Raw genomic sequence first — 13,122 nt, 5'->3', positions numbered from 1 at the left:
ACAGATTCATCTTATTCTTGCTGCTAACTGGTCAAGAAAGCAGGACCACTTCTCTATGACGGACTGAACTATCTCCGCTGTCCCTTCTATAAGTTCGACCCTTATGCTTTCGCATTCTTTAGAGAAGACTACATGTGGAGGGAAGGACGTTTTGGGAAGAAATATATAGCCTTCCTCAATAGTGTAGACTTCTCCATATTTCGTGCTTCCGATCCATTTATGGTCTTCTCCATATTGAATGTCTGTAACAGTAAATTTTACCTTTCCGTGAATGAATGCGTGCCCATAATCTCCTGCTGGATAGGCGTCCTTTGCAGGATAAATTGACAATCTTACGTCCTGATATTGCCCCACACACCGCCCAAGGCTCTGATTGTAATCGTTTGGTTCACACAAGGGGTTGTCCCATCGGTATTGACCATAGGAGCTAAATCCATCGGCATTGAATGCCTTTTGCGCCTGTGTAATATCTTTGCTGTCCAAATTAGATTGGGCTGATGCGATTGACGACAGCATCATAAGAAGTGCCGTGAAGCACGAGCTAAAAATTCTTTGTCGATGTCCCATTAGTTGGTCTTCTCTTGTTAATTGAGTAACTGCAATACCATGTTATCAAGGTTAGTTTATGGCGACGAATTATAACTTTGCGATTGCCACCGATCAGGTGAGTGAAGCAGACTAAGGCTTCTTAAGAATACGATAAACAGACGCTCTGCCTATCCCAAGGTCTTTAGCTATAGCTGTGGCGCTGGCGCCTTGTGCCTTTAACTCCAGTACCTTGTCGGTCTTTGCTCGAGCTGTAGCTTTTCTTCCCTTATACTTCCCCTCCCCTTTGGCCTTAGCTATGCCTTCACGTTGCCGCTCCAGCATGATTTGCCGCTCGAATTGCGAGACGGCTCCTAGGAGGTTTAAGACGAGCTCGCCAGTGGCATTGCTTGTATCAACCCCAAGGTTTAAAATTTGGAGGTGAGCGCCCTTATTTCTGATGGTCTCTACAATCTCCCCTAAATGCCGCATAGAGCGTGCTAGGCGGTCCAATTTCGTCACGACTAGGGTGTCACCCTCTCGGAGGAAATCAAGGGCCTGTGAGAGCTCCTGACGCTGTTCTACAGACGATACTTGCTCCTTGTATATCTTTTGACAATTCTGAGTTCCGAGCTCATCAATTTGGGCTTCAAAACCCGCGACCTGTTCAAGTGTCGATGTTCTCGCGTAGCCAACCTTCATAATCTGATATCCTTTTATGTATCAATAGATATAAGATTATGTGAGAATATAGTCTCATATGTCAAATTGTATTTATATGAGACTAATAAAAGGCGCGATGTGAAAGTCTCATTAGAGCAAGATCTAATGGGAATGAAACAAGCGTCAATCGCCCTTAGAGCAGCCCTGAGAGGCTTTGGCTCAAAATATCATTCCCCCTTCCAAATTTTCATAATTCCCGCCAATGAGTCTCTCTGGCCGTTCTGAAATGGTTAAATGAAACCATATTGGGTCGAGCGGGGTATGGGGGAATTCGAAGAGCGAAAGTATTGATGCAGGCGCTCGCAATACTATTCCAATTTATGGGAAAAATTGATGAGCCGGTTTAGATCAATTGATAGTACTAATTTATTTTATTTCAAAAAAATTTGATTAGTCGTATGCGTGTTTGAATTACCAGTGCGTCATCCATTGCGACTAAAGGTGTTGTATCTCAAATGTAAAGATAGCAAGCATGCCCTTTTTTGAAGGAGTTATATTTTAATATTTCTCTGTTAGCGTGTGTTGTGTATATTCTTAGAGTTTATGAGAAGGTGGAGCAATGGCTGAAGAAGATAATGTTGAGGAAACACCAGCTGCGTTTCTAGTGGGACTAGGTAAAGACTTGGCGTGTCAAAAAGATGTAGACGTCAATCTAGTTGATATCTTAAAAAAGCATCTGCTTACTACCCTTCCCGCTGATGACGCCTTAGAACAGTCTAAGGTGGCCATTATCGCTCTTGCTAATGCCCGAGCGGCTCCTCTTAAGAAAGAGGAAGCGGATGGCTGACGACACATATAATATTCAGTCACTAACACTACACGGGTTTAGGGCCTTTCTTGAACCTAAGACCTTCGATTTCAGTCAGAAGCGGTGCTTGGCACTCTTTGCTCCTAATGGCAAAGGCAAGTCGAGTTTGATTGATTCTCTGGAGTTTATGTTTTCGGAAGATGGCACTCTCGAACGGCTGGGGAAGCGAACTATCAACAATCAAGCTGGAGTAGCCGCTCTTGCCCATAATCTAGCAGTAGAGAAAAATATCACTCCAAAAGTATCAATTGCCTTCAAGAGAGGAAAGTTAGTTTTGAATGGTATGCGGGAAGCAGGTCCCGGAGAGCGTTTGCAGCCTGACTGCGCCACAACTGTAGGCTCTCATTTTACAGTCAGTCCAATTATTCGTGGTCATGCTCTTCGTCAGTTTGTTGAGAATCATAAGCCAGAACAACGTTATACGGATGTTGCCAATTGGCTTCAACTTGGACCTTTGGTTGATATTCAAAAGAATCTCCGTGCCTTGCGACAACAAGTAAAAGCTATGGCTATAGATACCTCTGCTTTGCAGGAGCTAAATAACCAGTTGGCGAAAGAAACGGATAATTTGGTCACTTCTTGGGAGGTGGATAAGGTCCTTGAATATGTCAATAAAGAAGTCATAGCCCCTCTAGATGATACATTAGAATTAGATGAGTTAGATTCGTTAAATGCAAATTATATTGAAGTGGCTAATCGTACTGAAGCTGAAGCAACTAGACTTGGCCTTGCCAATCTTCGGCATATTCGTGCGACGGCAGCTAGTCTGTTTAATGAGACCGAGGACGAAGAAACTAATGAAATAAAGATAAGTGGGCTAATCCCCGTATTCGAAGCGGCGGTAGCGGACCTGAAAAAAACAAAATTGACCGAGGCAAGCGAGCGTAGCAAAGCGAAGAATGCAGTCTTTCAGGATATCTGGAAAGTGGCTGAGCCTTTGTTCGCCGAGGACACTGAAAGCCCTGAAATCTGCCCGATCTGCACTACGCCATTGATCGACACCGCGGCTGGCGGAGAGGCAGGCATTAGAGTGCACTTGCACACTCATTTGTTAGAGTTGGCTGACTATGCGGCAGCGAAGAAGGCGTACGATGATGCTACTGAAGCGGCAAGACTTGCACATAATCAGTTGATTGCTGCCTTACCGGGCCTGCCGACGTTACTAGGTGACGATCATGAAGCACTTAAATTAAACCTTGTAGACTACCTCACTGATATTGCTGCTTGGTCAGATGGTGACGTGCCGGAGTCGGGAGCCTTGACAGCTTTAATTGAAGCTCTGCTGGTTGACTTGGATGAAAATATTACAGCAATAGTAAACAAGCAAGGTGACCACACCTACGTAAAAGCAAAAGATAAAATTGACCAACTTCTTAAATTACAAACAAAATTTTCTCTGGCTGTTAGAACGAAATGTGAGTTGGAAAAACTCTCTGATGCTCTAATAAAACAAGCCACCTTCATATCAACTAAGATCCGTGAGAAAGTTCAGGCGCTTCTTGATACGTTACAAGCCCCGATGAATAACATTTATCGTCAAATACAAGGTGAGTATGCAGCCCCCATTCGTTTGGAATTGCCCGCTGAAGATGATGCCAACCAACAGCGGTTAAACCTAGTGATTGACTTTGCTGCTAACAGAATGGCCGTACAGCCAAGCGGTTATTTAAGTGATTCCCAAATTCATTCGGTTGCTTTGGCTCTGCGCATGACGGCCATTAAGCAATTCAATAAGGCAGCACCGATCATGGCACTGGACGACATTGTTACGTCGTATGATGCCGACCATCGACGTGCAATTGCTAGTCTGATTGCCACGGAGTTTAGCAGTTGTCAGACAATCGTTGTATCCCATGACGAACGCTTTTTCATTTATTTGAAGGATCAACTTGAAGCCAAGTATTGGCAATTTATGAGAATTGTGAACTTTGACCCTCAGATCGGCCCGTTATTTGCGGACCATAAAGTAACCGATGACATGATCGAAGCACGCTGGGGTGCGGGCGTGACTGCGGCCAATGAAATACGACAGGCTGAGGAGGAATGGTTGCTTCGCATTTGTCGTGAATTCGCTGTCAGTATACGCATACGACCTTTAGAGAGACCCTATTCATATGATCGTAGTGAATTAGCGTCGGCGATTGCTGGATTTGTAAACGAAAAAGGACTGAAACCTAAATTAGTTGCGGGCGTCAATAACGGTTTCTTGATGAGCCTTCAGAAAGGTGAAATTGAAAACTTTGGAAGTCATTTCTCCGATGCGCCATATGGTGATGGCTCAATAGGGGACGAGAAGGCACGTTGGGCGGAGTTCAAAGAATTTCAAAATCAATTTGTTTGCCCACGATGTGAACGGAGGAAATTTAAACGTCCGCATGGGCTTGCTAAACCTATTTGCGCCTACAGGAATTGCGAAGCACAGTTCGAATTTGTAGCTGCTGACGCTGCAGAAGAGGAAACATAGATGGCACGCGGACAACCTGTTGAACTGGCAACTCGAACCTTCGATAAAAAGGGCGATGCGACCGCTTTTTTCAGGGAAATTTTAAACCGCTATCAATCAGGCGACCGTGTGAACAATGATGATAGTCTTGATCTCTCTGCGTTACTTGAACGGCATACAGAATATGCTGAGAAGGTGGGATGCGGTATCAGTCACTTTGAAATCATGATGACAGGGCATGGAACAAAATGCTTTCGCATTGTTCGTTTAGATGGCACTGGAACTGATTTCTCATATCCACATTGTATTTCTCAACGACCTCCTAGCCGAAAACAAGAAGTTAGCAATGCATTACGTTGGGCTATTCGTTACGACTTATACGCCGCTAGAGATAAATTTTTTGCCGCGCATGCTGATGAGGCAGGCTTCGTAGCCTGTGCAGAGACAGGAGAGCGTATATCTCGAGAGCAAGCCCATATGGATCATAGGCCGCCGATGACATTCGAGGTAATCGTGACTACATTTCTAGCATCAAAAGGGTTATCACTTAATGATGTACCTCTTAGTAAAGGACGGGATGATCAAGTCTCTCCTGAAGTTACAGACGAGGATATGGCAGAGGCATTTCGGGATTATCATACAAACGTTGCACGCCTAGATTTTGTTAAGAGCAGTATCAACCTCGCACAATCTAGCCGTAATCGATTGAAATTAACGCGCGTCAATTTAAATAGGTAGGATTTTTGTGCTACCACTCTTTGTAGAACGCAGCGTTAAGGCACAAATCATTTGTAATTAGTAATAAAATTTGGCTTTGGTTTATGCAGATTGCAGAGCAGTGTCGTTTGGGGTCAGTCATTGCGATCATGCACGTTATTGACACTTCTTGTGTTGTTACTTGTGGGTTTATGATTTATTAGTGTGACACGTAAGTGAGACATTGATCAACAAAGCTGTTATCAAAGCACAGTAATATCAATGCGTTGACGCAATGGCGGCGTTTCCCCGACCCTCCGCCATTTTTATATGAACGGTGCTTTTTTATAGCTTATTCATTTTATGCGTGTTTAAATCTCTGTAAAATCCTCGCTTCATAATATAGTTTGGTTTTATGCTAGGTTTACTTTGAGTTATTGGAACTTAGAAGGTCTGCTGGCTGGCCGAACGTGGGTTGGATATTTCGTACGAAACAATTCAACGCTGGTTTCTGAAGTTTGGCGAACCAATAGCCAGAACTCTTAAACCTTGCCGCCCTACTCCTAATGATATCTGGCATCTGGAAGAAATGGTCATCGTTATGCGCGGAAAACAACACTGGCTATGGCGAGCTGTTGATAGCGAAGGCGAAGTAATGGATTTTCTCGTATAATCAAAGCTGCCTAGAAATTCTACTGAGGTTTCATTGCGCCTACCGTAAGTTAATGTGACAATGTCAATTTCCATGTTCAAGTAAGCATTCTCGGACCAGAACGCGTGCACGTGAAGCCCGCTCAGTTTGACATTTATTAGAATTAGGTAAAAAATACGTCCTCTTATTTATTGAAGAGTATTTCGCTCGGGCCCCTAATGATGCAATTGTCAAAACACATCGTGTTGGTGCTGTCTTTGGTCTTGTCTTTGTTTCTATCAACTGCGCAGAGTTTAAGCGCCGAAGAGTTGTTGGACGGCAGGGTGTTCACAGGTAAAATCGGCCCTGAAGAAAAGCCGGATTTATCGGACAGTCTTCATTTTAGCGATGGGCATTTCTGGTCTGATATTTGCCGACGCTGCGGCTTCCTGCCAGGCTCCTACAGTTCCGAATTGACGAAAGACGGCATTACCTTTACGGGCATTTTGAAAAGCGAAAGCCGTGGGCAGTTTGACTATCAAGGTCTAGTGCGCGAAGACGGATCGATAGTGGTCTCAATCCAGTGGGAACGCCGCCGCTGGTACTGGACCTCGCGCCGTGAGATTGCGTTTCGAGGCATGGCATCATCCTCTGAAAAAGCTGTTTCTCTTGAAGCAATCAGGAAAAATTTGGACATCGCGAACTTAGACGATAATCCCTTGTGCGCACGCTTCTGAAATACCTTTGGACCGTCCGGAGGGCGTTGGCGCTTTACACTTTCCTTCTTCTAGGGGGGTGGATATTAGGTGATGCTCTGCAGAACGTTATCATCCCAGAGATGCGGCCCATGCACGAACCAATGATACATCGCATTGTAATGAGCGCCCTCATTCTATTCATTCTGGCAGCAGCGATCCCATTTGTCCCTGGCGCTGAAATTGGCTTCGCACTTCTTCTTGTCTTTGGCGGGAAAGCGGCACCACTTGTTTATGGTGGCATGGTAGGTGCTCTCATTCTGTCTTACTGCATTGCGCGTCTTGTGCCTGCAGACAGTCTTGGTAACTTCTTGCGTTGGCTCGGTTTGACCAAGGCCGCTGACCTTGTTTTTGACATCGAAGAAACTGAGGCGCAGGATCGAGCGATGTTCGTTGCCCGAAAGCTGCCAAAATCGTTCGGCGAAAAACTAGTTAGAAACAGGTATATACTGCTAGCGATGGCAATCAACTTACCTGGGAACACGTTGCTGGGCGGCGGTGGCGGTTTGGCGTTTATCGCTGCAAGGTCGGGACTTTTTGGGTTTTGGTCGTTTACATTGGTTGTTCTCTGTTCAGTCGCACCAGTCCCACTATTATTTGCACTGATGTGATCCCGACCCGTTGCGCTTTCATACCAGTCTTCTAAATTTCGTCCGTGGAAAAAGCGCGCAATTGATATGCGTCTGAGTCCTACAGTGCCATTCTAACGCGTCGCACCCGGAACAGCAAAAGCGTGGTTTTCCTGAGTGATGGGATCGACGACACATATAGCGCTGCGGATTTTTTGACGACTGCCGGATGAGAAGTAAAGGTGACGTTTCTGATGTTGCAGCAGATAAAAAACGGTCCGGATTTTATGTCCGGACCGTTTGTCTGCGTGATCTATTTCTGCGGTGCCGTTCAGGCGGCGCGGACCTCTTTCAGGAAGGCTTCGATATCCTGACGAAGGTTGCCCGACAGTTCTTCCAGGCGAGTTGATGCTGAAAGAACCTGCGAAGCGGCGGCGCCGGTCTCGCCCGTCTTGAGCGACACCTCCCCGATCTTGGAAGAAACCTGCGTCGTTCCGTTGGAGGCTTCCTGGACGTTCCGGGAAATCTCGTTGGTGGCGGCGCTTTGTTCCTCGATCGCGGAGGAAATACTGACGGTGCTTTCACGGATCGTATTAATCACGCCATCGATATTGCCGATCGCCGATACTGCTTCATCGGTTGCCGTTTGCATATCGTTGATCTGGCTGCTGATCTCGTCCGTCGCCCGTGCCGTCTGGGTGGCAAGGCTCTTGACCTCGGACGCGACAACGGCAAAGCCCTTGCCGGCCTCCCCTGCCCGTGCGGCCTCAATGGTCGCGTTTAGGGCAAGAAGGTTGGTTTGTCCGGCGATATCATTGATCATATTGATCACGTCGCTGATCTTCTTGGCTGTTTCCGCAAGCCTTGTCACTGATTGTGTGCTGCTGGCGGCCTCATTGACGGCCCGTTCTGAAACGTTATTCGCCTGTTGCACCTGGCGACTGATCTCGTTGATCGAGGAGGTCAGTTCTTCGGCGGCGGCGGCAACGGTCTGAACGTTGGTTGATGCTTCCTCGGATGCCATAGCAACGGCTTCCGACAGCTGCTGTGAGGAATTGGCAGTATCCGTCATGGATGTGGCAGTCACACGAAGTTCATTTGTTGCGAAATTAACAGTCTCCATGACTTCCTGAACCCGCCCTTCAAAGGCCTGGATCAGGTTGGCAATTTTCTCCGCGCGTTCCTGTCGGGCTGTATTTTCGGCCTGTTCGCGCGCCCGTTCGTCGGCTTCGCGCTTGGCGTCGCGTTCGCGCTCTGCCAGTTCGCGTTTTTCCTGTTCCTCGGCGGTGCGCTTCGCCTCGTCTTCGAGGCGAATTTGCTCAATGGCGTTTTCCTTGAAAACAAGAACCGCGCGGGCCATTTCGCCAATCTCGTCCTTCCGCTCGGCGCCGTCAATTTCGATATCAAGCTTACCATCGGCAAGATCGCTCATCCGTCCGGTCATACGACCGATTGGCGTTGCAATTGCCCGTGTCAGCAGGATTCCGCAGACAAACGAAGCTGCAACCATGGCCACCAGCGCCGTTATGATGGAAACGGTGAATTTACTGATGGCATCAGCCTGTTGTGCATGGGACTGGAACAGGATTTCGTCGATACCGGTTCCCAGAGTCTGGACGATGGCGCCCATCTTGGCAATCACCGCTTCCGGCTCGCCGGATACTTCTATCGCGCGCGCCTGGTTGACCGTCAGATAATTGCGCATCAGGCCGACCTGCACATTGGCGTATTTGTCTTTCCATTGCTGATAAAACTGAGTGAAGTCCGTGACCAGCTTGGCGAAAGTGTCATTCCCGACGGAAAGTTCGGAAAGCTTGGTATGGAGTTGGTCCGTCGTCTTGTTTAACTCTTCAAATTTGGCAAGGCCGGTGCGATCCCCGGTCAGGAGGAAATACAGCAGCGCCTGGCGTTGTTCCAGAAAGGACTTTTGAAAATTCAGATATGTTGTCTGCAGCTCACTTGCTGCCCGGCCATTTTTATCGGCCGTTTCAATCTCCGAGATCGAGGAAAATGCGACGACAGCCATCGCGGCGGTCACAATCACAAGCAAGGCAAAGCTGAGCGTCAGCTTTTTGGCAATCTTGAGGTTATAGAGGAATTTCATGATACTAACGCACTTTCTTTAAGCAGAGGCTTTGCGACGGCTCAACTCGGTCAGGTTATATTCAACGGTGATCGACCCGATTGGCTGCTGTTTGTCATTTGCAATCGTCATGCTGACCTGCACGCGCCATGTCTTGGTATCTTCGTTGAATTCTGGCTCGTCCACAAAGACGGTATTCATGCCCTTGCTGAAGGTTTCCTGAAACTTGGCTTCATCGCCCTGCCAGAAATCAGAGGTGATGGAGCTTTGCCCGACATTGAGGCCGTTGGCATCCATGATGAAGATTTCGGCATAAAGACCGCCGGATGCCGCCTGGATTTGTGTCAGGTAGCTGGAAAGCGGGCTGCTCAGGGTTGCCGCGATCAGGGGCTGGTCCTGATTTTCCCGCTCGGCGCGCCACTGCTTGTCAAGATCGTCAATGGCTTGTTGATTGACGGAGCTATATTTCCGGTTCTGCGAATTGATAGAAATGCTGACGACCGGATTAGCCAGCCATTGCTTTAACTCGTTTATCGCGCCTGCGTCCACCAGATCCTTGGGCGGAGCATTCTCGGATGCGAATGTGGAACTGGTGGTAGCCGTTGCCAGTGTCAGGAACGCCGCCAGTATTAATATAACTTTTCTGCTCATAGTGATGAGGCCTCTCAAAATTTTTATCAGCTTAAAAATATTCTTTGTAAGCTTTACGATCCAAGCCCTGAATTTTTGGTTAATATGCGTGCGATCTGGCCATGAAGCGGTGGTTAATCGTGCAAAAATATCGTTATTTGCTCTCAAACACGACACGCGTTAAAAGCAAAGCTTCAAAAATCCGAGTGAGGGACTTTAAATTCTGTTACTGGCGGACCTTGCCAGGAATTGTTGGGAAGTTGAGAGCGAACATTTACACCAAGGCAATATTCCCGGTCTCCAGATCATAGATCGCGCCGACAATATCAATTTTTTTATCTGCATAAAATTTGTCAATGATGGGCGAAGACTGTTTTAGATCGGCGACCTGCAGACGCACATTTTCAGTTATGGCGCTGTTTAGAAGGTTTTTCGGTTGGCTGGCTTTGGCTTGCACGACAGCTGGCTTGATCGCCTCAATCAAGCCGGACAAATGACCGGGGAGTTCCGCTTTATCCTTCAGGACGCTGATTGCGGCACTGACAGCCCCGCAATTGGTATGGCCAAGAACCATAACCAAAGGTGTGCCCAGAAACTTGACACCATATTCCAGTGAGGCCAGCAGATGAGGGCTCATGACATTTCCGGCGACCCGCATGACAAAGAGGTCTCCGGGGTTTTGATCGAATGCCAGTTCCGGTGCGACACGTGAATCAGCGCAGCTCAGGATAGCCGCAATCGGAAATTGGGATTTTGCGCGGGCAGCCCGATCCGCCATGAAATCGCGGTTATTCGGCGTATTCGCTGCATAACGAGCATTTCCGGCCATCAACCGTTGTAAGGCATCAGCGGGTGTGATCGCGTTTGCAGCTGCAGTCGATTCTGCGGCGATGGAATGCGTGAAGCTCCAGGGTGTAAAGGCTGCAAATGCTCCGGCTTTCAGAAGAGTGCGGCGTGAGAACATTGTTTCTGGTAAAATGCTGTCGTGTCGTTCACACATATATTCTAATCCCCTTCGGACCGGAATTTTTGATTGCTCTGGAAGCGTTTCACATAGGCTCTGACTCGTCAAGCAACGTCATTGACAATTACTGCTTCGCCAGTGCTAGGATCAAGTAAGAAATACAATAGGAACGCCGGTTGGGAAAGAATATGATAAGCACAACTATCACCGAGAATGTCACCAAAAGCGCGCGTCACACGAATTTTCACCTGTCCGCCGGGCCGGAAGATGGGCCGCTCATTATCTTCGTGCATGGCTGGCCGGAACTGTCCTTGAGCTGGCGTCACCAGCTTCCGGTTATGGCAGGTCTCGGCTTTCATGCTGTCGCGCCGGACATGCGCGGCTATGGCCGTTCCAGTATTTATAAGCGGCATGAGGATTATGCGCAACGGGAAGTCGTTGCGGACATGATCGAACTGCTGGACGCACTTGGCCGCGAGAAAGCGGTCTGGGTAGGTCATGACTGGGGCAGCCCGACAGTCTGGAATATTGCCAGCCACCATCCGGACCGTTGTCACGCCATCGCAAACCTTTGCGTTCCTTATCATACGCTGGAACGCGGTCTGGATGCCTGTCTGCCACTGATTGACCGGACGCTTTATCCGGAAGCTGAATTTCCGGCCGGACAATGGGAATATGTTCGTTTTTATGAGGAAAATTTCGCCAAGGCCTGCGCCGTCTTCGACGCACATCCCTATAACACGGCAAAGGCCTTGTTCCGCAAGGGTAAGGATGGTCATAGGGATAAGCCTGCTCTCACCGCCCATGTGCGAAATCAGGGTGGCTGGTATGGCGGCGCGACGGAGGCGCCGGATATCCCGCGCGATGGGGATGTCGTGAGCGAAAAAGACCTGAAGACATATGCGGCCTTTCTCAAGCGCAACGGATTTTTCGGCCCCGATTCCTATTACATGAATAACAGGGCAAACGCGGAGTATGCCGACGAGGCGCTGAACGACGGCTATCTCGACATGCCGACCCTCTTCCTGTTGGCGGAGTATGACTATACTTGCGAGTGCGTCCGCTCATCGCTGACGGACCCCATGAAGCGCTTATGCCGGAACTTGACCAGCCGGAATATTGCCTGCGGTCACTGGATGGCGCAGGAGAAACCCGCTGAGGTTAACGCCGCCCTCACCCATTGGCTGGTGACATCGGTGCCGGACGTTTGGCCTGGCTAGCCAGGCAATGGCTTGCCCGTTTCAGGTAATTAATTTCTATCGGTTATTATTGGCAGTTGAGAACGGTAAAATGCCATTGTCATATGTCATTATGCCTTCTCCCTCGCCGATCACCGTCCCAATTCAACGAGAAGATAAAATCCTCTTGCCAAGTCTTAATATATCTACTATTCAAGATATATGGATGAAAATATGACATTGCGGGCCCTCGCGGCCCTGAGCCAGAAGACACGGCTTGATGTGTTCCGTTTGCTTGTAACGGCGGGACCTCAGGGCATGCTGGCAGGAGATATCGGGGATGAGTTGGGGGTGCGTCAGAATACCATGTCGACGAACCTGTCCATTCTCCTGAATGCCGGATTGATCTCGAATGAGCGGCAGGGCCGAACGGTGCGTTATTTTGCCGACTTTGACGCCATGCGCGGCCTCCTCTCCTTCCTGATGGCGGACTGCTGCAACGGACGGCCGGAAATATGTGATCGCGTTTTCGAAGAAATCAATTGTTCTTGAATGTTGGATTAGGAAAATGACAGAACCCCTTTATAATGTTCTATTTTTATGCACCGGAAACTCAGCCCGCTCGATCCTGGCCGAGGCCATCATGAACAAGGTTGGCAAGGGAATGTTCAAGGCCTGGTCGGCGGGTTCCTTCCCGAAGGGAGAGGTTCATCCGGTTGCTCTTGAGTTGCTCCGGAACCTCAATTTCGACACCAGCTTTGCCCGTTCCAAATCCTGGGATGAGTTTGCCGGGCCGGATGCGCCAAAAATGGACTTTGTCTTTACCGTCTGTGATAACGCGGCGAATGAAGTCTGTCCGATTTGGCCGGGCCGCCCGATGAGCGCCCATTGGGGCGTTCCGGATCCGGCCGACGCAGCGGGCACGAAAGCGGAAATCATGGTCGCCTTCACGGAGGCTTACAGGATGCTAAGCAACCGGATATCGGTTTTTGTGAACCTGCCGATTTCCAGTCTCGAAAAGCTTGCCCTCCAAAAACATCTCGATGATATCGGCACCGCGGATGATAAGGCGACGCCGGAATAATTTCCCGTAACTCTCTAAAATAAAAGAGTAAAA

13 protein-coding genes are annotated in these 13,122 nt (G+C 48.5%); 8 read left to right on the top strand and 5 right to left on the bottom strand.

Going from position 1 to position 13,122, the window contains the following annotated elements:
* Positions 1–6 precede the first annotated feature (6 nt).
* Together AACZ19_RS15480 and AACZ19_RS15475 are read right to left on the bottom strand one after the other, a co-directional pair.
* Complete coding sequence (locus tag AACZ19_RS15480) at positions 7–330, bottom strand: hypothetical protein (RefSeq protein WP_339635381.1); 324 nt, start codon at positions 328–330, stop codon at positions 7–9.
* A 348-nt stretch (positions 331–678) separates the two neighbouring features.
* Positions 679–1,227 carry a recombinase family protein gene (locus AACZ19_RS15475; protein ID WP_339635380.1) on the bottom strand — a complete coding sequence of 183 codons (549 nt, stop codon included), beginning with the start codon at positions 1,225–1,227 and terminating at the stop codon, positions 679–681.
* 580 nt (positions 1,228–1,807) lie between these two features.
* Between AACZ19_RS15475 and AACZ19_RS15470 the strand changes: the two genes are divergently transcribed.
* The 5 genes from AACZ19_RS15470 to AACZ19_RS15450 all read left to right on the top strand — a co-directional run bounded on the left by AACZ19_RS15470 (position 1,808) and on the right by AACZ19_RS15450 (position 7,192).
* Positions 1,808–2,035: a hypothetical protein gene (locus AACZ19_RS15470; protein WP_339635379.1), complete on the top strand. Its 228-nt coding sequence runs from the start codon at positions 1,808–1,810 to the stop codon at positions 2,033–2,035.
* Positions 2,028–4,520 (top strand): AAA family ATPase, encoded by a 2,493-nt coding sequence (locus AACZ19_RS15465; protein ID WP_339635378.1) that lies wholly within the window; start codon positions 2,028–2,030, stop codon positions 4,518–4,520. The genes AACZ19_RS15470 and AACZ19_RS15465 overlap by 8 nt, the downstream gene beginning before the upstream one ends.
* Positions 4,521–5,237 (top strand): DCL family protein, encoded by a 717-nt coding sequence (locus tag AACZ19_RS15460; RefSeq protein ID WP_339635377.1) that lies wholly within the window; start codon positions 4,521–4,523, stop codon positions 5,235–5,237.
* An 828-nt stretch (positions 5,238–6,065) separates the two neighbouring features.
* Positions 6,066–6,563, top strand: a complete 498-nt coding sequence (locus AACZ19_RS15455) for a hypothetical protein (RefSeq protein ID WP_339635376.1) — start codon at positions 6,066–6,068, stop codon at positions 6,561–6,563.
* Between the two features lie 110 nt (positions 6,564–6,673).
* The gene (locus tag AACZ19_RS15450) at positions 6,674–7,192 is read left to right on the top strand and encodes a hypothetical protein (protein WP_339635375.1); all 519 of its coding nucleotides are present in this window, start codon (positions 6,674–6,676) and stop codon (positions 7,190–7,192) included.
* A 289-nt stretch (positions 7,193–7,481) separates the two neighbouring features.
* Here the strand turns inward: AACZ19_RS15450 and AACZ19_RS15445 are convergent, their stop codons facing one another.
* From AACZ19_RS15445 to AACZ19_RS15435, 3 genes are all read right to left on the bottom strand, one after another.
* The gene (locus AACZ19_RS15445; RefSeq protein ID WP_339635374.1) at positions 7,482–9,254 is read right to left on the bottom strand and encodes a methyl-accepting chemotaxis protein; all 1,773 of its coding nucleotides are present in this window, start codon (positions 9,252–9,254) and stop codon (positions 7,482–7,484) included.
* Positions 9,255–9,272: 18 nt separating this feature from the next.
* On the bottom strand, positions 9,273–9,884 hold the full coding sequence (locus tag AACZ19_RS15440; protein ID WP_339635373.1) for a hypothetical protein: 612 nt from the start codon (positions 9,882–9,884) through the stop codon (positions 9,273–9,275).
* A 253-nt stretch (positions 9,885–10,137) separates the two neighbouring features.
* Positions 10,138–10,863 (bottom strand): carbonic anhydrase, encoded by a 726-nt coding sequence (locus AACZ19_RS15435; protein WP_339635372.1) that lies wholly within the window; start codon positions 10,861–10,863, stop codon positions 10,138–10,140.
* A 152-nt stretch (positions 10,864–11,015) separates the two neighbouring features.
* Here AACZ19_RS15435 and AACZ19_RS15430 point away from each other — a divergent pair, with 152 nt between their 5' ends.
* The 3 genes from AACZ19_RS15430 (at position 11,016) to AACZ19_RS15420 (ending at position 13,089) form a co-directional block, all read left to right on the top strand.
* On the top strand, positions 11,016–12,047 hold the full coding sequence (locus tag AACZ19_RS15430; RefSeq protein ID WP_339635371.1) for an alpha/beta hydrolase: 1,032 nt from the start codon (positions 11,016–11,018) through the stop codon (positions 12,045–12,047).
* Between the two features lie 192 nt (positions 12,048–12,239).
* The gene (locus AACZ19_RS15425) at positions 12,240–12,557 is read left to right on the top strand and encodes a metalloregulator ArsR/SmtB family transcription factor (RefSeq protein WP_339635370.1); all 318 of its coding nucleotides are present in this window, start codon (positions 12,240–12,242) and stop codon (positions 12,555–12,557) included.
* A gap of 16 nt (positions 12,558–12,573) precedes the next feature.
* The gene (locus AACZ19_RS15420; RefSeq protein ID WP_339635369.1) at positions 12,574–13,089 is read left to right on the top strand and encodes an arsenate reductase ArsC; all 516 of its coding nucleotides are present in this window, start codon (positions 12,574–12,576) and stop codon (positions 13,087–13,089) included.
* The last annotated feature ends 33 nt before the right edge of the window (positions 13,090–13,122 follow it).

This window comes from uncultured Sneathiella sp. (genome assembly GCF_963973085.1).
GTDB lineage: Bacteria > Pseudomonadota > Alphaproteobacteria > Sneathiellales > Sneathiellaceae > Sneathiella.
Note: the sequence above shows the minus strand (reverse complement) of the source record. Positions and strands in the feature narration are given on the sequence as shown.